General features: G+C 45.8%; 19 protein-coding genes. 16 read left to right on the forward strand and 3 right to left on the reverse strand.

Going from position 1 to position 20753, the window contains the following annotated elements; all coding sequences use genetic code 11:
• Positions 1-88: 88 nt before the first annotated feature.
• Complete coding sequence (locus tag ACFTRD_RS05140) at positions 89-493, reverse strand: hypothetical protein (RefSeq protein ID WP_379378019.1); 405 nt, start codon at positions 491-493, stop codon at positions 89-91.
• 178 nt (positions 494-671) lie between these two features.
• Between ACFTRD_RS05140 and ACFTRD_RS05145 the strand changes: the two genes are divergently transcribed.
• The 16 genes from ACFTRD_RS05145 (at position 672) to ACFTRD_RS05220 (ending at position 19123) form a co-directional block, all read left to right on the forward strand.
• Positions 672-1616, forward strand: a complete 945-nt coding sequence (locus ACFTRD_RS05145) for a putative sporulation protein YtxC (protein WP_379378020.1) — start codon at positions 672-674, stop codon at positions 1614-1616.
• Positions 1617-2011: 395 nt separating this feature from the next.
• On the forward strand, positions 2012-3949 hold the full coding sequence (gene thrS / locus ACFTRD_RS05150; protein ID WP_379378021.1) for a threonine--tRNA ligase: 1938 nt from the start codon (positions 2012-2014) through the stop codon (positions 3947-3949).
• Positions 3950-4129: 180 nt separating this feature from the next.
• The gene (locus tag ACFTRD_RS05155; RefSeq protein WP_379378022.1) at positions 4130-4903 is read left to right on the forward strand and encodes a 3D domain-containing protein; all 774 of its coding nucleotides are present in this window, start codon (positions 4130-4132) and stop codon (positions 4901-4903) included.
• A gap of 111 nt (positions 4904-5014) precedes the next feature.
• On the forward strand, positions 5015-5227 hold the full coding sequence (locus tag ACFTRD_RS05160) for a hypothetical protein (RefSeq protein ID WP_379378023.1): 213 nt from the start codon (positions 5015-5017) through the stop codon (positions 5225-5227).
• Positions 5228-5404: 177 nt separating this feature from the next.
• Positions 5405-6430: a cell wall-active antibiotics response protein LiaF gene (gene liaF / locus ACFTRD_RS05165; protein WP_379378024.1), complete on the forward strand. Its 1026-nt coding sequence runs from the start codon at positions 5405-5407 to the stop codon at positions 6428-6430.
• A gap of 3 nt (positions 6431-6433) precedes the next feature.
• A complete protein-coding gene (locus tag ACFTRD_RS05170) occupies positions 6434-7471 on the forward strand; it encodes a sensor histidine kinase (protein WP_379378025.1) in 1038 nt (345 codons plus the stop codon).
• Positions 7468-8130, forward strand: a complete 663-nt coding sequence (locus tag ACFTRD_RS05175) for a response regulator (RefSeq protein WP_192265551.1) — start codon at positions 7468-7470, stop codon at positions 8128-8130. The genes ACFTRD_RS05170 and ACFTRD_RS05175 overlap by 4 nt, the downstream gene beginning before the upstream one ends.
• Before the next feature lie 148 nt (positions 8131-8278).
• On the forward strand, positions 8279-9955 hold the full coding sequence (locus ACFTRD_RS05180; RefSeq protein ID WP_379378026.1) for a S1C family serine protease: 1677 nt from the start codon (positions 8279-8281) through the stop codon (positions 9953-9955).
• A gap of 196 nt (positions 9956-10151) precedes the next feature.
• Entirely contained in the window at positions 10152-10841 is a 690-nt protein-coding gene (locus tag ACFTRD_RS05185; protein WP_192265556.1) for a response regulator transcription factor, read from the forward strand.
• Between the two features lies 1 nt (position 10842).
• Positions 10843-12303 carry a sensor histidine kinase gene (locus tag ACFTRD_RS05190; protein ID WP_379378027.1) on the forward strand — a complete coding sequence of 487 codons (1461 nt, stop codon included), beginning with the start codon at positions 10843-10845 and terminating at the stop codon, positions 12301-12303.
• 67 nt (positions 12304-12370) lie between these two features.
• Positions 12371-13324: a 4-hydroxy-3-methylbut-2-enyl diphosphate reductase gene (locus tag ACFTRD_RS05195; RefSeq protein WP_192265560.1), complete on the forward strand. Its 954-nt coding sequence runs from the start codon at positions 12371-12373 to the stop codon at positions 13322-13324.
• Between the two features lie 364 nt (positions 13325-13688).
• Positions 13689-14753 carry a 3-deoxy-7-phosphoheptulonate synthase gene (aroF, locus tag ACFTRD_RS05200; protein ID WP_192265562.1) on the forward strand — a complete coding sequence of 355 codons (1065 nt, stop codon included), beginning with the start codon at positions 13689-13691 and terminating at the stop codon, positions 14751-14753.
• Between the two features lie 423 nt (positions 14754-15176).
• The gene (gene glnA, locus ACFTRD_RS05205) at positions 15177-16601 is read left to right on the forward strand and encodes a type I glutamate--ammonia ligase (RefSeq protein ID WP_192265564.1); all 1425 of its coding nucleotides are present in this window, start codon (positions 15177-15179) and stop codon (positions 16599-16601) included.
• A 404-nt stretch (positions 16602-17005) separates the two neighbouring features.
• Positions 17006-18094 carry a 3-phosphoserine/phosphohydroxythreonine transaminase gene (gene serC, locus ACFTRD_RS05210; protein ID WP_379378028.1) on the forward strand — a complete coding sequence of 363 codons (1089 nt, stop codon included), beginning with the start codon at positions 17006-17008 and terminating at the stop codon, positions 18092-18094.
• 137 nt (positions 18095-18231) lie between these two features.
• Positions 18232-18696, forward strand: coding sequence for a tRNA (uridine(34)/cytosine(34)/5-carboxymethylaminomethyluridine(34)-2'-O)-methyltransferase TrmL (gene trmL / locus ACFTRD_RS05215; RefSeq protein WP_379378029.1), 465 nt, complete (start codon positions 18232-18234; stop codon positions 18694-18696).
• Between the two features lie 172 nt (positions 18697-18868).
• Positions 18869-19123: an AbrB/MazE/SpoVT family DNA-binding domain-containing protein gene (locus ACFTRD_RS05220; protein WP_024629045.1), complete on the forward strand. Its 255-nt coding sequence runs from the start codon at positions 18869-18871 to the stop codon at positions 19121-19123.
• Between the two features lie 101 nt (positions 19124-19224).
• On the opposite strand, the gene ACFTRD_RS05225 is transcribed toward ACFTRD_RS05220, so the two are convergent.
• Positions 19225-19656, reverse strand: coding sequence for a GNAT family N-acetyltransferase (locus ACFTRD_RS05225; protein WP_379378030.1), 432 nt, complete (start codon positions 19654-19656; stop codon positions 19225-19227).
• Positions 19653-20570, reverse strand: coding sequence for a serine hydrolase domain-containing protein (locus ACFTRD_RS05230; RefSeq protein WP_379378031.1), 918 nt, complete (start codon positions 20568-20570; stop codon positions 19653-19655). The genes ACFTRD_RS05225 and ACFTRD_RS05230 overlap by 4 nt, the downstream gene beginning before the upstream one ends.
• Positions 20571-20753: the final 183 nt, after the last annotated feature.

Below are 20753 nucleotides of genomic sequence, written 5' to 3' on the forward strand. Positions count from 1 at the left end.
CTAAAAGGGTTATAAGTTATGCACAAGCACACCGTCTTTCAGATAGAGGTGTCTCCATGCAAAGCAACCTACAAATACGGTATAACGGCTAGTTCAGAGCGTTCACGTATTTTGGTGCTGAAGGGGTGGGAGATACATACATGCTGGTGAATTTGATGGGTAGCAGAAATAATCTGCGTTTAAACAGACAAATCAACGGTTTAAAGGGCAGACGCGGTGTAGGAATTCGCAGCATTAGCAACAAAGCGAGCACAAGAAAGACAGGTTTGTTATGCGTAACCGCAATCAACTTCGACATGACTTGTGGGTATTTGCGAATGGCAGGTTTCTGCTGAGACTCCAATGTGTGGACAAGCACTTCCTTGTTGGAAGTCGTCTCAACGGTTATCTCCACAGCGGATTCCGACTGCATCGGAATAGGGAAGGACAACGCTTGAAATACGCACAAAATGATAATAAACGCGTAACGGAGTAGTCTTGGTTGTTGTCTCATTTTGGCTTCCCCCCTTTCCGTGAAACATACTGTTATAAAAATAATAACACATTTTTGGCTTAACTCCAAACGGATTGATAATATACTGAGAAATCATGACACGCTTTCCATCAATCCGCTTCGTATATCCCAATCGGCCTTGCCATATACTTTGAACAGAAGGAAAGGAGTGATTCTTATGGAACTGTTCGCCGTATGGACCGAGGTATCGGGGCAAGAGGAAGCTGATCAATTTTATCGTTGTGTGAAGGAAAAAACCAAAGGTTTACATATAAGCAAAAGAGGATTTCGGCTCACCTTCAAACATAATGATGGAAGAGCGACCTGGGTCTGCAGGGGGAATGAGAATCACGCAGACTTCCAGCAGTGGCTTCCTCAAATCAGTGACTTGCTCGCGATGGGGCTTGCAGATTTCATCATGGATACGCGTGAACGGCATATAGTGGAAGATATGATTTCCAAAGCTTGCTCGGTAATGGATGAACAAGAGGTTGAAAAAGTCAATCGGATATGCATGCCTCTGTTAATCAATGGTGATTTGGACCAGCCAGGACTTCGGGAGCGTCGCCGCGCTACTTTGGCAACAGGTCTGAAGCAGGATTTGGAGGATGTTCATTTTTTTCAATTGGAAGGTATCCTTAATTTCCGGATTCGGCAATACAAACAGGAGCTTCATGAACTGGTGGAATACGCGCTGGACGAATTCTGGATGGATCGTCAATACGAAGAATTTATGGGGCTGCTCAAATATTTTGTGTTCTTTCAGGAAGCCAAAGTACCGCTTGTGCATCTGGTACACAAAGGTTTGCATGAATTTCAGGTATTTGATGCTGAACTTCGAGCGCTGCCTGTACAAAAAGACGAACAGGTCGTCGTGGAAATGCCTGGACTTGAATTGGAAATGGATATTGAAGATATGATTGTAAGTACGTTGATCTCCATCTCACCCGAAAAAGTCATGCTGCACACCAAAACACCCGACCTGCCAGTCATCTCTACCATCCGTCAGATCTTTGAAGACAAGGTACAATTATGTCATCATTGTCCGGAGTGTGAAGTGTTGCGCTCAGGATTGCTGACAAGTCTTGACGCAAGTGATCTCGGCAATTATAATAACTGTTGATAATCAAAAGCGTTGACAAAGACAAGAACCATTCGCAAGGTCGGTGCAGAGAGAGGGAACTAGGCTGAAATTTCCTCCGGTTGCCACGTTTGGTTTACCCCTTTGTAGCTGCAGTTTTGAAAGCGGGATTTGGAAGTTACCTCTTCAATCGTTGGTAATGATCCGTGAGTAAGGATATGCCGGGTCATGCCCGTTACCGTCATGCCAATGAGGGCTGTACTTCTGAGTTTGGATGAAGCAGCTGAAGTAGGGTGGAACCACGAGTATATAACACTCGTCCCTTTGCCGGGACGGGTGTTTTTTGCGTTTCTTTCCATAATGGCAGGAATTGCAATAGATAATCCAGTCCATCAATTGAATGGATTCAGGTTACATTTACAGGAGGAATGAGACAAATGGCAGTTAACATTAAATTACCGGATGGTTCGGTTCGTGAGTATGCCGACGGAAGCAGTATTGAAGATGTGGCCGCTTCGATCAGCAGCGGACTGCGCAAAAATGCCGTAGCCGGCAAACTGGATGGAATCGTAGTGGACTTGTCCACCACTTTGCATGAAGGAGCATTGGTTGAGATCGTAACCCTGGATTCACCAGAAGGTCTGGAAGTGATGCGTCACAGTACAGCTCACTTGATGGCTCAAGCGGTGAAGCGTTTATACGGGAACAAAGAGGTACACCTCGGTGTTGGCCCAGTCATTGAAGATGGTTTTTACTATGATATGGATCTGGAACAACCGCTCAATCCCGAAGATCTGCAAAAGATCGAGAAGGAAATGGAACGTATTGTTAATGAAAACTTGCCAATTGTACGTAAAGAAGTTAGCCGCGCGGAAGCGATCAACATTTTCGAAGAAGTGGGCGATCCTTACAAGCTTGAATTAATTCGTGACTTGCCGGAAGACAGTGTGATCACCATTTATGAGCAAGGCGAATTTTTCGACTTGTGCCGTGGACCACACGTACCATCCACCAGCAAAATCAAAGTATTCAAATTGATGAATGTTGCGGGTGCTTACTGGCGCGGAGATAGCAAAAACAAAATGCTGCAACGTATTTACGGTACGGCTTTTGTGAAAAAAGCACAGCTGGATGAACATTTACATTTCCTTGAAGAAGCTCGTAAACGGGATCACCGTAAACTCGGCAAAGAGCTGGAAATCTTTACGTTCTCCCAATTGGTTGGACAAGGGTTGCCGATCTGGTTGCCAAACGGTGCCAAACTACGCCGGACGTTGGAACGCTATATTGTGGATCTGGAAGAAAGCTTGGGATACCAGCATGTATACACACCGGTTCTGGGTAATGTGGAATTGTACAAAACATCCGGACACTGGGAACACTACCAGGAAGACATGTTCCCGAAAATGGTCATGGACAACGAGGAACTTGTTCTTCGTCCAATGAACTGTCCGCACCATATGATGGTGTACAAATCTAGTATGCATAGCTACCGTGATCTGCCAATTCGGATTGCCGAACTGGGTATGATGCACCGTTATGAAATGTCGGGCGCGTTGACAGGTCTGCACCGTGTACGGGCAATGACGCTGAACGACTCTCACATTTTCGCACGCCCGGATCAGATCAAGGAAGAGTTTGCTCGTGTTATTGAGCTGATTCAAACGGTATATAAAGATTTTGGCATTCACGAATATCGTTTCCGTCTGTCCTATCGCGATCCTAAAGATACCGAAAAATACTTCCAGAATGATGAGATGTGGGAAATGTCCCAGCGTATGCTGCGTGAAGTTGTGGAAGAACTGGATCTGCCATTCTATGAAGCAGAAGGCGAAGCGGCGTTCTATGGTCCGAAGCTGGATGTACAGATCAAAACTGCATTGGGTAAAGAAGAGACATTATCAACCGTTCAACTGGATTTCCTTTTGCCAGAACGCTTTGAACTGGAATATGTAGGAGATGACGGGCAGAAGCATCGTCCAGTCGTTATTCACCGTGGTGTAATCAGTACGATGGAACGTTTCACTGCTTTCTTGCTGGAGAACTTTGCAGGGGCTCTGCCATTGTGGCTGTCTCCTGTGCAGGCGAAGGTTATCCCGGTATCCGGTAACTTCGATGACTATGCCCGTGAAGTGGAAGCGAAGCTGAAACGTGCGGGAATCTCAGCTGAAGCCGATCTGCGTAATGAGAAGCTCGGATATAAAATCCGTGAGGCACAGCTTGAAAAAATGCCATACATGTTCGTCGTTGGTGAAAATGAGCGGAATGCTCAAGGCGTATCTGTACGGAAACGCGGAGAAGGCGATCTCGGCATGAAGCCTGTAGACGAAATTGTAGCCCAACTGAAAGAAGAGATTACATCACGTCTGGTGTAATTCAGTATTGTGTTTTCTAAATAAGAGACCCGTCTGAACCCAATGATTAATTTCTTGGTGTTTAGACGGGTTTTTGTTATTTTTGGGTTTTTGAACGTGCTGGCTCATTAGCTTCTTCAAGGGTAAAGTATAGAATTTTTTCATTTTGGAAAACCTTTGCAGTAAGGGGGAGGTTCTATAATGAAAAAGCAATTCTTAATTCAAAAGAATAACGTACGATTCACCATTGCTTGCTGTGTGTTGCTTATTGGAATAGCTATGGGCTCCAATCTGGCAGAAGCGTATACCTTTGAAGAGGAAAATGAAGTCCTGTATGTGGAGAGTCGCGACAACGAAACTTCAGATGAACGTGAAGGCCACCATCCAGATACGGCAGTCTATGCATACAGTGATCAGGCTCAACTAACAACCATGGTCTATATGGCTTTATTGTGGTCCCCGCAGCCCATTGTCATTCCACGACCGCAATTTCCAGAAAGGCAGATCGGAAATGACCCATCCATGCCAGTGCTCGCACCGCGTACAGAACAGGTATTGGACACACATAAGGTGACGGCGACCGGATACACGGCAGGTGTGGAATCAACCGGAAAGGGGCCTAAACATCCACAATACGGAATTACGTATTCAGGTGTAAAGGTACGGCGCGATAAAGAAACCGTCTCAACGATTGCAGCTGATCCAAAGCTGTTTCCCATGGGCTCCATTTTATATATTCCAGGCTACGGATACGGAATCGTTGCAGACACGGGCTCGGCCATCAAGGGCAATAAGATTGATCTCTATTTCCCAACAACAAAACAAGTGTACAAGGAATGGGGCAAAAAGGATGTCGAAGTACAGGTAATCAAACAAGGTGCTGGAAAATGCACTGAAAAGATGCTGGAAGAGCTATCGGAAGCCATCGACGTGTATAAATCGGTACCGGATTCCTGGTTGGACAAGGCGATTTAATTTGGAAGGTTACACCTGAATAACTAAAGTGCTCTCTTCACATAATATTGACTGGGGACGAACCCCGCGATGCAGCAATGCAGCGTAAATATGAAGAGAGAGGTGATCGTTGTGGCTAAGAAATCCCAAGGATTCCAAACACCAAACGAGAAGTATAATGCGGAGTTTGGGCAAGAAAATGTAGCAAACAAAGTAAAACAATCCGAGCAAAACAAAGTACAGGAAAATTTCAAAACACCTGATGAAAAATTCAATGCCGAGTTCGGTGTAGAAAACACTGGTCAAACAGGCCAAGCAGGCCAAGCAGGGAAATTCCAAAAATAAAAATGATTCAGGCACCCTGGAGCAGCAGCTCCGGGGTGTTTTTATTTATATATTTTTTACATAAAAATCCTTCCGGATCGGTCTCAAGACTGAGAACGATTCCATCTGCCGCCGCTGTTAACCAACCATTATCTGATGTAAACTGAGTACAGAATAAAGACGAAGGAGACATGAGCGATGAAACGATCTACACGGGACCGCTGGTGGGTTGGCATTCCTCTTATTGCGATTGGTGCAATCATTTTGTTCAGACAAATGGGATATGACATTGATATAGGATACGTGTTCAGAACATATTGGCCGCTGTTCTTAATTTGGTGGGGTGTAAAAGGGATGACTGAAATTCGTCGTCATGGCGGTTATGCTTTTATCGGACCAGCTATTGTATTGGCAATCGGGGGGTATTTTTTGGCACGAAATCTAGGCTGGATTGATTATTCCATGGGTGAGTTCATTCGTTATCTCATTCCGGTGATGTTAATTGGTGGTGGATTGTTTGTTCTGATTGGACCACGGCGCCGTGATCGCAAGCACCATGAACAAATGCAGCCACCTCCACCCGAGCAGCCTTATAAGCCGCTGTCCCCTGAGGATCTGGAGATGCCATCTTCGTTTGATGAGCAATTCGAAAAAACATTTGGTAAACCGAAACAGGAGCCGAAGAACGATTCACATGGTTCATCTTATAAAGGTAAGGAAGATCAGACATCTTATGGACACCAGCACAAGCAGAAGTATGACGCTTACGGATCAAGCAAAAATGGCTACGGAAAATATGATGACGATGACATGTATGATGATGCCAACTATAATGGCGGCGGGCATACGTTGAACAAATCATCATTTATCGGTGATTTGTATATGGGACAGGAAGTGTTTTCGCTGAAACCCATGAACATCTCGGCATTTATTGGCGATACCGTGATAGATTTGACGAAAGCACAGATTCCGTATGGCGAGACGAAGATTAACATCTCTTCTTTTATTGGGGATGTAAAAGTGTTTGTACCGGAGGATATGGATCTGGGTGTGACGGTGACGACGAACTCCTTCATTGGAGATATGTCGTTGTTGAACCAGAAACGCGGCGGTTTCCTGAGCAGCGCGCAGGCTGAAACTTCACACTACCGTGAAGCGGGCAAAAAAGTACGGATTATCGTCAGTGTGTTTATTGGAGATGTTAAAGTGAATAAGGTGGGTTAACGCATGATACGAACGATTCTCAAGGCCAATAAGTGGGAACTGATGATGTATTTTTCGCTGACCGGGCTCATTGCCTTGGGCGGATTCTATCTCCTGTACGGGGAGGTGCTGATGGGAACCGGGCGCCAGCGCGCCTGGACCTATGTTGCGGTTGTTGTACTGGCTACTGTGATTACCGGGTATATCGCTGCTCTGCGCCTTCAGCGGAAAATCGATCTTCTGGATCTCAATATGCTGAAAGTGTCCAAAGGCAATCTCTCGGTTCGCCTGCCTGAAACAGATGACGCCTCATTTGGCCGGGTATATCAGGAATTCAATGTCATGATGGATTCGATTGAGAAAAAAATGAGACTGCTTCAGCGGCTCGGTGAGCAGGAAGTTATAGAAAAGGAACAGGCATCAGAACGTGCCGTACTTGAAGAGCGGAAACGCATGGCAAGAGACTTGCATGACACGGTAAGTCAGCAGCTGTTTGCCATGCACATGTCGGCTTCTTCCTTACCACGCTTGCTGGAGATGAATCCGGAGCATGGCAGCAAGGTACTCGATCAATTAATCCAGATGTCTCATATTGCTCAGCGGCAGATGCGAGGACTTATTGCCCAGCTTCGTCCAGTGGAACTGGAGGGTCGGGATCTGGCCGAAGCGCTGGACAGATGGTTCCCGGATTATTGCAGACAGAACGGATTGAAAGGCGTCAAAGAGCTGGAACTGGATGGCGGAATCTCGGATGCCATCGAGCACCAGCTGTTTCTTGTTATTCAGGAGGCCGTTGCTAATGTGGTCAAACATGCAGAGGCTGGACTGGTCAGTCTGTCCATACGTGAAAGTGAACATCAAATCAGCATGAGCATCAGCGATGATGGTCAAGGTTTTTTGCAGCAAGCGGAACGCGCGGGTTCATACGGATTATCAACGATGCGTGAACGGGCAGAGAAGCTTGGGGGTCAGGTTCAGATTATATCGAAGCCGGGAGCGGGAACGACGGTGCGAGTATTCATCCCGAAATTTCCGAGTGAACCAGAGGGGGAAATGGAATGAGCGGAAAAGTGAATGTAATGATTGTGGATGATCATGACATGGTGCGGATGGGTTTGAAAACATATCTTATGCTGGAGCCCACATTTCATGTGATGGGGGAAGCAAGCAACGGGCAGGAGGCACTGGACCGACTGTGCAAGCTGGACAAAAGTGAACTGCCTGACCTGATCCTGATGGATCTGATGATGCCTGTGATGAATGGGGCGGAAGCGACACAAGCCATTATGACCGAATTTCCGGGAATGAAAATTGTGATGCTGACCAGTTTTCTGGAGGATGACCTGGTGGTTCAGGCCATCGAAGCAGGTGCGGTCAGTTATGTGTTGAAGACGGTATCTGCTGAAGAACTGATCTATGCTCTGCAGGGAGCATACCGAGGCATGCCTGTGATGACAGGCGATGTATCGCAGGCATTAACGCGTGGCATCAGACAGCGTACAGCGAGAGAGAATGAGTCAGGCCTGACGGAACGGGAAAAGGAAGTACTCCTGTTAATTGCTGAGGGGAAAACCAACAAGGACATCGGGGAAGAATTACATATTAGTATTAAAACGGTTAAGACTCATGTGAGCAATCTGCTGATGAAATGTGAAATGGACGATCGCACACAGCTGGCCATATACGCTCATCGTCAGGGTTGGGTGAAAAATAAGGGTTAGAATACAGATTTGGCGGGGAAAATGTTCTATAACAGCGTGCTTTTATCTCCTTTTTAATTGTTTTTAAGGTACGGTTAAGGTTTAAAGTACAAAATAAGGACAGTTAAAGAATATCTCTTGCGAATAAGAGATTGGGAGGTAGAGAGGCATGGACGAACGTAATTACAGAGCGAACCGTCAAGACGAGGAAAATGATACAAAACAAGCAGAGAATCGCAATTCATCGGGGACGGACGATTCCTCCTATTATTATTCTTATGGACCTTTTCAGTCCGTGAATCAGGAAGATACAGCAAGCTACAATGGAGAACATAATCAACGTGAAGAAGGAAATGTACAGATTACAAGACCGGATCCTGTGAAGCCAGTACCTACTTACTACAGCAACGAATCATCTGAACAGGGTAACCCGTCAGCCAGAGGTGGCGGAAATGGTTCAGGCAACGGAGGAGATCAAGGCAACGGCGGCAAGAATAACGGCAATTGGAATTACAATAATCGTCGGCCGCGTTCTTCCGTAAGATCGCTGCTGTTTTCTTTCATCGCCGGTATGCTGGTTATTACTGTGTTGATGTATACAGCTGATCGAACAAACATGTTTACACCGCAGGAAGCTCTGACGAGTGCTGAGAATCCAAGCTCTGCTCAGGAATCTACGTCCACGAACACGGGCGGTGGCAATAACGTGACTGCATCGCTGTTGCCTACCGGTAAAGAGGATGTTTCATCCGTGGTAACGAGTACAAGTCCTGCTGTCGTCAAAATAGAAACACTTGCCAAACAGTCATCACGTAGCAGCAGTCAAGGTGGTTCTACGATGAGTGATCCATTGTACCAATACTTTTTTGGTAATGGAAGCAATGGCGGAACAGATAGCTACCAGGGTCAAAATCAACAGCAACAAAGCAGCAATCAGTTGGTCCCGCTCGGTATTGGTTCCGGATTTATTTTTGACAAAGAAGGCTACATCCTGACGAACCAGCACGTGGTTCAAGGGGCAGATGTCATTCAGGTTACGCTGGAGAACAACAGTAAACCGTATGAAGCGAAATTGCTGGGAAGCAGTTTTGATCTCGACCTTGCCGTATTGAAAATTGAGAAAAACAGCGGCGACGATAATTTCCCTGTCGCTCCACTGGGTGATTCCAACAGCACACAAGTCGGGGAATGGCTTGTTGCAATTGGTAACCCGGAAGGATTTGAGCACACCGTTACCGCAGGTGTGTTGAGTGCCAAAGAACGTACCATTAGCATTCCGGATGAAGAAACAGGCAAAACGCGTGAATACAGTCACCTGTTACAAACAGATGCATCCATTAACCCTGGTAACTCGGGGGGGCCGTTGCTTAATCTGAATGGGGAAGTTATCGGTATGAACGTTGCTGTGAGCGCAGATGCTCAAGGGATTGGATTTGCCATTCCATCGAGCGTGATCTCGGATGCGGTGAAATATTTGAAACAAAACAAAGAAGTTCCCAAAGAGCCAGTACCATTTATCGGCGCATCGTTGATGGCCCTCACACCTGAAGTGGCTAAGCAAATGGGAACGGATATTACCGAAGGTTCCGTTGTTGCGAGCACGATCTATCAATCTCCTGCGTATCAGGCAGATCTACGCGCCTATGACATCATTACAGGTGCCAATGGCACGGCATACAGTACAAGTCAGGATCTGATTGATTTTATTAAAAAACAGAAAATTGGCAGTGAAGTGACACTGAATGTTGTACGTGACGGTAAAAAAATGGATGTCAAAATCAAAATCGGCAACAAAAACGATTATGATACAACTCAAACGACAGGTCAACAACAGCAGCAACCATAATCCAAGTTGAAATAGGTACAGGAATAAGCTACAGGAGAGCGGAAGGGTTCGAAGGCCCTTCCGCTTTTTTGCATAGAATAGAGGTATATGAAATGTTAGATGGTCCTATCATGGAACCGGGTATTGGGAGAAGATGCAGATTGCGCTTTTGCCTGTTACAATAGGAATAAAACGTTAGGGATAAAGGAGAAAGACCATGCGCTCAACTATAATGATTGTTGATGATGATGAGAAAATTGTGTCCATGCTTCGCCGGGGGCTGGCATTTGAAGGATATGAGGTACAGACGGCATCTAATGGTGCCGAGGGTCTTAGTAAACTAATGGATAAGGAACCCGATGTGGTTATTCTCGACGTGATGATGCCACAAATTGACGGGTTTGAAGTATGCCGCAGACTTAGAGAAGCAGGGAGCAAAGTTCCTGTGCTGATGTTGACAGCCAAAGATGAAGTTCAGAGCCGGGTAACAGGACTTGATACAGGTGCAGATGATTATCTGGTGAAGCCGTTTGCACTTGAAGAATTGCTGGCTCGTGTTCGTGCATTGCTTCGTCGTAAAGCCGATATCGCGGATACACCGGATAATCGTCTTATGTATGAGGATATTATTCTGGATAATGATTCCCGTGAGGTGTTGCGTGATGGTCAGCGTCTGGAACTGACTGCCAAGGAGTTCGAATTGTTGAACCTGTTCATGCAGAATCCCAAACGTGTGCTGTCCCGTGATCTGATCATGGACAAAATCTGGGGGTATGATTACAGTGGTGAATCCAATGTGCTCGAAGTATATATTGCCATGCTCAGACAAAAAACCGAAGAATACGGCGGCAAACGTTTGATCCAGACGATCCGGGGAGCCGGCTATATTTTGAGAGGTGACTCCTGACATGTCCATTCGGTTAAGATTAACCGCGTGGTACTCAGGCATCTTGGCAGCCGTGCTTATTTTTTGGGGCGTTGTGATTTACGCTTTTGTCTATTTTAATACGTATCAAGAAGTGGAACAGCAACTGAAAGATAAAAGTGAACGAATTACGAATCAAATTGGTGTCAACCCTCTTTCGCAGTCGTTGGATCTTGACCCTTTTACCGAGAGTCAGCTTCAGGAAGCCCAGATATACATCCAATTGTGGGATTACCATAGCAGATCAGGCAAAATATCAGGAAATATGGAGAAGCTCCAAATTCAATTTCCTGTAGTGAAATCCAGTGAGATCCAGAAAGCGCGTGGAATATCCAAGATCTATGTAAACGGAACTCCATTTCTGGTTAATCAGCAGCCCTTGTCTTTGCAAGGAACCAATGAAATAAGGGGGCTCCTTCAAGTTGGAACGAATGTGAGCTCCCAGGAACGCTTGCTGGAGGCTTTGCGCAATATCCTCGTGTTCGGCTGGTTAGTGGCAATGGCACTCGCGATTACTTCGGGTCTCATTATGGCTCGCAAATCCATGCGCCCACTCGTAAATGTTGTTGATGCGGCCAATCAGATTCAGTCCGGGGATGATCTTAGTGTGCGTATACAATACACGGGTCCCAAGGATGAGATTGGACGTCTGATTGAAACAGTGAACAATATGCTTGAGCGAACAGAGCTTTCCTTCCGAGGATTGGAGGAGACCAACAAAGCCCAGCGCAGATTTGTATCCGATGCCTCACATGAGCTGCGCACACCGCTGACCACAATTCGTGGGAATGTCGACTTCCTGAAGAAGCTTTGGGATCAGGAAAGCACGGACCGACCGAATCTGGATGAAGAAACGGTTAAACAGATGTCTCTCGAGGCGATAGAGGATATGGCGGATGAAGGCAAACGCATGAGTAGGTTAATCAGTGACATGCTGTCTTTGGCCAGAGCGGATACAGGACAGAAAATCGAACTGAATCCGATTCCATTGCAAATTCTGGTGCAGGAAGTGGCTCGCAGAGCACAATTCCTTGATCACCAGGCAGACTGGCGTCCAGGTGATCTTTCGATTCTGAATGGCATATATGTGAACGGAAGTAAGGATTACCTGCAACAGATGCTGTTCATTTTTGTCGAGAATGCTTTCAAGTATACACCGGAGGGCTCAGTAACACTCGATGCGATATTGTATAAAGGCCAGGTCGGACTGCGAATCAGTGATACGGGAATTGGAATGGATCGGGACGAGGTACCGTTTATTTTCGATCGGTTCTATCGTGCAGATGAATCCCGTGGTGCCACACCGGGCATAGGCCTGGGACTCTCGATCGCCAAATGGATCATCGAGGAGCATCATGGATCGGTTGAGGTTGTAACCAGACGTGGAGAAGGAACAACCTTTATTATCTGGTTGCCGGTTGTCTTTGCTCCGCCTATCGAATAAGGGTATAATAGACTGGACTGCAATTACATCGGCAACCTTGCCGAGAAAGAAAGCGGGTGGCAACCAAGTGGAAGTATTGCGAATTTCGCCGCGAGGATATTGTTACGGAGTTGTGGATGCCATGGTGCTTGCGCGCCAGGCGGCACGCAATCTGGATCTACCACGGCCTATTTATATATTGGGTATGATTGTGCATAACCAACATGTGACGGATTCATTTGAAGATGAGGGCATTATTACTCTGGATGGACCGAACCGGATTGATATTTTGCGTCAGGTGGAGAGCGGAACAGTGATCTTTACGGCCCATGGTGTATCTCCGGAAGTGCGCAAGATGGCACGTGATAAAGGGCTGACGACAGTGGATGCTACATGTCCGGATGTAACCAAGACCCATGACCTGATTCGGGAGAAGACGGCTGAAGGATATGACATTATCTATATTGGAAAAAAGAATCATCCAGAGCCTGAGGGTGCTATAGGCGTTGCACCCGATCATGTTCATCTGATCGAGAAGGAAGAGGAGATCGATGGACTAAGCGTACCACCCGGCAAAATCCTGATTACAAATCAGACAACGATGAGCCAATGGGACATTAAACACATTATGAGCCGTCTTCTGGAGAAGTACCCAGGCGCAGAAATTCATAATGAAATATGTCTGGCTACCCAAGTTCGTCAGGAAGCTGTCGCTGAACAGGCAGGACAGGCGGATTTGGTCATCGTTGTAGGTGATCCTCGCAGCAACAACTCCAACCGTCTTGCACAAGTGTCGGAGGAGATTGCCGGGGTTACGGCATATCGTGTATCTGATGTGGCGGAGATCCAGCAGGAATGGCTGAAAGGTGTGAATAAAGTGGCGGTTACGTCAGGAGCTTCAACACCAACACCAATCACGAAGGAAGTCATCCTGTACCTGGAGCAGTATGAACATGATAAGCCGGAAACATGGGAAATCAAGCGTACAGTGAATATGAGCAAGTTGCTTCCTCCTGTAAGAGAGAAGACGCGTACGACCTAAAAAAAGAAATAATAGTATAAGCTTTTTGCATAAATCCGAAGAGTGTCTTCCGATCAGCAACATATAGATCGATATCCTATTCGTTTATATCTTGAATCCGTGAGCGAGAGAAAATCGAATGAAGAAAAATGGCTGATTATATGAACCCTGCCGTACAGAACCGAGATCCGGTGCTGACTGCAGGGTTCTTTTTTTGAGAAGGACAGGAGTTGGCTTGACGGAAAAGGGGGAATATGTTATATTTACTTTAGTGGATAAAAGCTTAAAAGCGAACAAGCGTTTAAGTGTAGAAGAGTTTTAAATGTGAATCAGACGCGCAATGAATATTCAATGTGCTCTCATACAAGGAAGGGTGGATATAATTATGATCGTTATTGCAGGTAAAGCTACGCCGGAGGAACATATTCAGGATATCGTCGCTACAATTGAGAAAGAAGGACTTCAGGTTCATATCTCTCGTGGAGAAGATCGGACCATCATTGGTTTGATTGGCAAAGTTGAGCCGAAAATGGCTGAACACCTGCGTCAAATGAAGGGCGTGGAGAATGTCGTCAAGATTTCTAAGTCCTACAAATTGGCAAGCCGTGACTTCCATCCGGAAGATACCGTGATTTCCATCAAAGGGGTAGACATCGGCGGCAAAGAACTTGTGATTATGGGTGGACCTTGTGCAGTTGAATCGGCAGCACAGATTGATGAAATTGCCGGACTAGTTAAAGCTGCTGGAGCACAAGTGCTGCGCGGTGGCGCATTTAAGCCGCGTACAGGTCCTTACAGTTTCCAAGGCACAGGTGTAGAGGGATTGATCATGATGGCAGAAGCAGGCAAGAAGCATGATCTGCTGACCATCACAGAAGTTATGACACCTGAATATGTGGATATCTGTGCCGAGTACGCAGACATTTTGCAAGTAGGCACACGTAACATGCAGAACTTTGATCTGCTGCGCAAATTGGGCGAGTGCGGCAAACCGGTATTGCTGAAACGTGGGTTCAGTGCAACTTATGATGAACTGTTGAATGCGGCTGAATACATTCTTGCAGGTGGCAATCCGAATGTTATGCTGTGTGAGCGTGGTATTCGTACATTCGAATCCTACACACGGAATACGCTCGATCTGTCGGCTATCCCTGTTCTGCAGTCTCTGAGCCATCTGCCAGTCATTTCGGACCCGAGCCATGGTACTGGACGCCGTGAACTGGTAGAACCGATGACAAAGGCTTCTGTTGCTGCTGGTGCCAACGGCCTGATTATTGAAATGCACACGGACCCTGATAACTCGATGACAGGAGATGGGGTGCAATCACTGTTCCCTGACCAATTTGCCAACCTGCTTCAGGATCTGGAGAAATTGGCACCGATCGTGGGTAAATCGTTCAATACGGCTAAACAACCGGCTGCGTTTTTCCCGGCTCGAGTGGGCGTATAATTTGTTACAATAGTGTGAGATTTATAATGATCCGGGCATTGGCCACGGCTTCGTTCAGTGAGAATGGAGCCAGGGCCAATGTCCGGTTTTTTTATATTATTTAGGTCATTTGGATCATTGAACGTATTTATTAATCATAGGTGATAAGAAACATTTATGATGTGATGTTTTTTCCATAATATAGGACGATTTCACACTCACTTTACCGCATTAAACCAGTTGAATATAGTATTTTAACGTTGTTAAGTGAAATATACAGGTTTATAAAATGTGAGCATAGCTTACATACTCGCAAAAAATACCTAACATAAGTATTGACGATGTCATGTTTAAGAATTTATAATGACGACAGAAAAAAATTCGAATATGGACATTTTCTTAGCGGGGTTGTTTAATGTTCGGAATATTTGGGAGGACGAATACATGTCGGTTGAAAACGTATTGAAAGCAATTCAAGAGAACAACATCGAGTGGGTAGATTTTCGTTTTGTAGATTTAGCCGGTCGTGCGCATCACATTTCGTTACCAGCTTCGGCAGTTGACGCAGACACTTTTGTCAATGGAGTAGCCTTTGATGGTTCTTCTATTCAAGGTTTCCGCGGAATCGAAGAGTCCGATATGGTTATGATTCCAGATCCTGAATCGACTTATGTCGATCCGTTCACAGCACACCCTACACTGAACGTTATGTGTGATATCTTCACTCCGGATGGCGAGCGTTATGAGCGTGACCCGCGCGGTATTGCTGTTAAGGCGGAAGCGTTCCTGAAAGAAAGCGGAGTAGGTACAACGGCATTTTTCGCACCTGAATCCGAATTCTTTATCTTTGACGATGTACGTTATGAGAGTGGCACGAACAGCTCTTCCTATTTCGTAGATTCCGAAGAAGCTTCATGGAACACAAACCGTAAGGAAGACGGCGGTAACCTGGGCTTCAAAGTACGCACAAAAGGCGGCTATGTTCCTGTAGCTCCAGTGGATACACAACAAGATATCCGCAGCGAAATGTGTCGTATTCTGGAAGAAGCCGGCCTTTCCATCGAACGTCACCACCACGAAGTGGCGACAGCAGGCCAAGCCGAGATCAACTTCCGTTTTGATACGTTGAAGAAAACAGCAGATAACCTGCTTGTATACAAATACATCGTGCACAACACTGCACGTCAATATGGTAAAGTAGCAACATTCATGCCGAAACCACTGTTTGGTGACAACGGTAGCGGAATGCACGTTCACCAATCCATCTTCGATGGCGATTCCCCATTGTTCTATGACAAAGCGGGATATGCGAACCTGAGCGAAATGGCTCTGCACTACATCGGAGGAATTCTGTACCATGCACCAGCCCTGATTGCTTTGACTAACCCTAGTACGAACTCATTCAAACGTCTTGTACCTGGTTATGAAGCACCGGTTAACCTGGTTTACTCCAAAGGTAACCGTTCAGCAGCAGTACGTATTCCTGTTGCAGCTGTTACACCGAAAGGCTGTCGTATCGAGTTCCGTACACCGGACTCCACAGCTAACCCTTACCTGGCATTCTCTGCAATGCTGATGGCGGGTCTGGATGGTATCAAACGCAAAATCAATCCAACTGAGCTTGGATATGGTCCTCTGGATAAAAACATCTATGATTTGTCTGATGCAGATAAAGAAAACATCCGCAGTGTACCAGCTTCCCTGGAAGAAGCGCTTGACGCTCTGGCAGCGGACAACGAGTTCTTGACTGAAGGCGACGTATTCACGAAAGAATTCATCGATAACTATATCAACCTCAAACGTGACGAAGCGAAAGCAGTAGCGATCCGCATTCATCCACATGAGTACAGCCTTTACTTCGACTGCTAATCGGTCGGGGTCGGAACAGAACAGAACGATCTGTTCCAACTCAAAGCCTCCGGGACTCGCTCTCGGAGGCTTTTCCTTGAAGTAAACAATGCAGTGCATTAACTTTGCAGGGTGATAAAGGAATTTGATAACCCGAATTCACAGCTTCAGTGCATATTGCCCTTGAAGCAGATAGGGAATACTGATATTATAGCCATAATATTCACTTTGTAGAGCATTTTGCATAAATCCATAGAGCGACTTCCAATAAGTAAGATATAGATCGAAATGATTCAATTCGTCTATACGATGGTTGGAACAGGATGCTTCTTCCTGTCCAACTCTTATACCCGTGAGCGATTCTAATCGAATTATGCAAAATGCTGTTCATATGTCAGCTACGGATGGAAAGGGCGGGGGATTTTGTGACAAAGAGAGCGTATAATTTTAATGCAGGACCTGCGGCGTTGCCACTTGAGGTACTGGAGCGTGCTCAGGCAGAATTTGTTGATTTTCGTAACACAGGTATGTCGATTATGGAGATGTCTCACCGTGGTGCGGTGTACGAATCTGTACATAATGAAGCTCAGGAGCGCTTGTTGTCGCTGCTAGGCAATCCGAAAGGATATAAAGTCCTCTTCCTGCAGGGTGGAGCGAGCACTCAGTTCGCTATGCTGCCGATGAACCTGCTCGGGGAAGGGCAGACAGCCAGTTACGTCATGACAGGCAGCTGGGCCAAGAAGGCGTTGTCTGAAGCGAAGCTTATCGGGGAAACACAGGTCGCTGCATCTTCCGAAGCGGATAAATTCATGAAATTGCCGGATGTGTCGAATCTTAGTTTGCCGGAACGCACAGCTTATGTTCATTTGACTTCTAATGAAACGATTGAAGGAACGCAATTCAAGTCATTCCCGGATACCGGTTCGGTGCCGCTTATTGCGGATATGTCGAGTGACATTTTCTGTAAACCGTTTGATCTGAATCAATTCGGCATGATCTATGCAGGTGCACAGAAGAACCTTGGCCCATCTGGGATTACCGTAGTTATTGCCCGCGAAGAGCTGGTAAGCGAATCACCAAAAACAATTCCGACGATGATGCGTTACAGCACACATACGGAAAACAATTCTCTTTATAATACGCCGCCGTCTTTCTCCGTATATATGGTGAATGAGGTTCTAAAATGGATTGAAGAACAGGGTGGACTCACCGGGATAGAGCAAAAAAACACGAAAAAAGCAGAATTGCTCTATAATGCCATTGATTCCTCCGGGGACTTCTACCGTGGTTGTGTAGACCCGGCTGACCGTTCCCTGATGAATGTGACCTTCCGCCTGGCTTCTGAAGAATTAGAGAAACAGTTCATCAAGGCTTCGGAGCAAGAAGGGTTTGTGGGCCTGAAAGGACATCGCAGTGTGGGTGGCCTTCGAGCTTCCATTTACAATGCAGCGCCATATGAGAGTGTTAAGGCACTTACGGACTTCATGAGCCACTTCCAGAAGACAAATGGATAAATAGCTTGGCAGCGAGTTGTGAATTCAAGCACTCACACTTGTGCCTTACCAGAGCCTTCCACATTGACGTGTGGAGGGCTTTTCTTTAAGATTAGAGAATTGTCGCTTACATGAAATGAAAAGGAGATTGAACACAGATGGCTTTGCATATCGTTCTGGTTGAACCGGAGATTCCGGCAAATACAGGCAATATTTCACGTACATGTGCGGCTACTGGCACGCATCTGCATCTCGTGCGCCCACTCGGATTCCGTACGGATGACGCTACACTGAAACGGGCGGGTCTGGATTACTGGCATGCCGTTCATATTGAATATCATGATTCGTTTGCCGAGGTTCAGGAACAATACCCTGAAGGACGTTTTTTCTACGCAACCACGAAAGCGAAAAATCTTTATAGCGATTTCGAATTTCAAGATGGAGATTTCTTGGTCTTTGGTAAAGAAACAAAAGGCTTGCCGCCCGAATTAATAGCTGCGAACCCGGAAACTTGTATGAAAATGCCAATGACAGGCGATGTCAGATCGTTGAATTTGTCAAACTCAGCAGCAATCATTGTATATGAGGCGCTGCGTCAACTCGATTTCCCTGGCCTGGATTAAGCCGTTTAAGGCGTTTGAATAACGGTTAGAATTCGCTTAAAAAACATTTTTCAAAAAAAAGGACAAAAAATGTTTATTTCCAGCAGGATTCGACAAAATCTTGGCGAATTAATAAACATAGTACAAATGTACCTAGAAATTTAGAGTAAGATAGGAGAGGTGTGCCGTAGCTATGAAGCCAGCTGGAGTCGTTCGCAAAGTTGACCAATTGGGTAGGATCGTATTGCCTAAATCTTTGCGTAAAAGGTATCAAATGAATGAGGGAGATCCTGTAGAGATCTTAGTACAAGGGGACCATATCATTCTGGAGAGATACCGTCCAAAATGTATTTTCTGCGGATCGATGGAAGAAGTCAATGAGTTCAAAGAGCGTTACATATGCGCACAATGTTTAGATGAAATGACCCAGCTTCCACAGCACGGGTAAGTAAAAAAAAGTATCATGATCTCTAAGGTCATGATACTTTTTTTGTGTGGAAAAAATATATTTCCATCCATTTCTATCTGGCGGAATGAAGTGAACAAGATTTAACTATTCGTGTCATATTCCATCACCCAATATTTTTCTCCGGGGTTACCTTCTTCAATGACTTTTTTCCAACCCTGTCGTTCGTAAAAACCAATTGCTTTATGATTGTCGGATACACATTTCAATCGAATAGGCTGCTGCATGAGTGAAATCGACGCATCAAGTAAGCGCGAACCTGTGCCCCCACCCATAAAATCGGGATGGATAAACAGAAGATGGATAAAATTATCAGGAAGGTACAGCGAAGCGAAACCGAGGAGCTGTCCATCTTCCTGTTCAGCCACGATAATATGCTCATCCACGGTATCTGCGTCAAAATCTTGAAGGGACATGTCCTCAGGAGTTGTCCAGTGAAAACGGGCGCGACGCGACTCCAGATAAATGTTTCTTAACTCCGGGTAATCTGTAACAACTGCTGTTCGAATATTCAAATATTCCCCTCCAAAATAGGTAATATATCTGACCATACATGGTCAAGAATGGCTTGCATATTTTGTTCATCACTATTGATGGCAACAACAGACTTCAGCGCGGGCAGAACAACGCATAGTTGACCATTGGCGCCATCAGCACGGTAAGCGTTATGGGAACATCTCCAGAATTGATATCCATAACCTTGTCCCCAATCACCGGCTCCCGGTGTAGGGATCTGCTGTGCCGTCGCCAATCGAATCCATTCCGCCGGAATGAGCTGTTTGCCGTTCCAATGGCCCTCCTGAAGCAACAATTGACCGAATCTGCCTAATTCCTCGTTGGTGAGCTCCAAGCCCGCACAGCCCAATGTAATGCCCAAGGGAGAGGTCTCCCACTCTACATTCGAAATACCCAGTGGCATGAATAGCCGGGGAATCAGATAGTCCTTAACGGTTTGACCAGAGGCAGCCTGAAACATGGCGGAGATCATAAACGTATCTGCACTGCTGTATGTAAACGTTTCACCAGGGACTCTGTTCAAAGGGAGGGACATGTAATATTTGGCCCAATCTTTCTCAGGAAGTGTGGCCCGCTCTTCTGCCCATAACACGGGGACATCATGCCCTGATGACATCCGCAGCAAATCATGCAGGGTAAGGTCCTCAGGAGGAAAGGCGGTTAAATGAGAAGCAGGTGTTGGTGATGTGAAGTAGTCACCGAGCCTGGATTCAAGGGTAAGTATGCCCTCATCCAAAGCCAATCCAATCGCCATACAGGTAAACGATTTGCTGACAGAATGCTGTAAGCGGCGCATATCTGTGGTGTGATCCCACGCTCCGATTGTAATCCCTTTCTGCAATACCCGAACAGAATGTACGTTTAACTGCTGTTCATTAATATGATGAACAAAAGAATCTATAATACTCGACATCGTAACATCCTTTCTGAAAAAAAAGAAGAATTTTAACTATTGGTGAAACGTTTCCGTAATCTGGATCAAAAATTAGAACTTATGTTAGTACAAACTAGCTTCAATGTCAATGGAGATCTGCAAACGGTTACTTAAAGGATATTATTTGAGATTAAAAGTGCCTTTTGACGCAAATTTTATCAC

This window comes from Paenibacillus sp. NPDC056933 (genome assembly GCF_042674385.1).
GTDB lineage: Bacteria > Bacillota > Bacilli > Paenibacillales > Paenibacillaceae > Paenibacillus.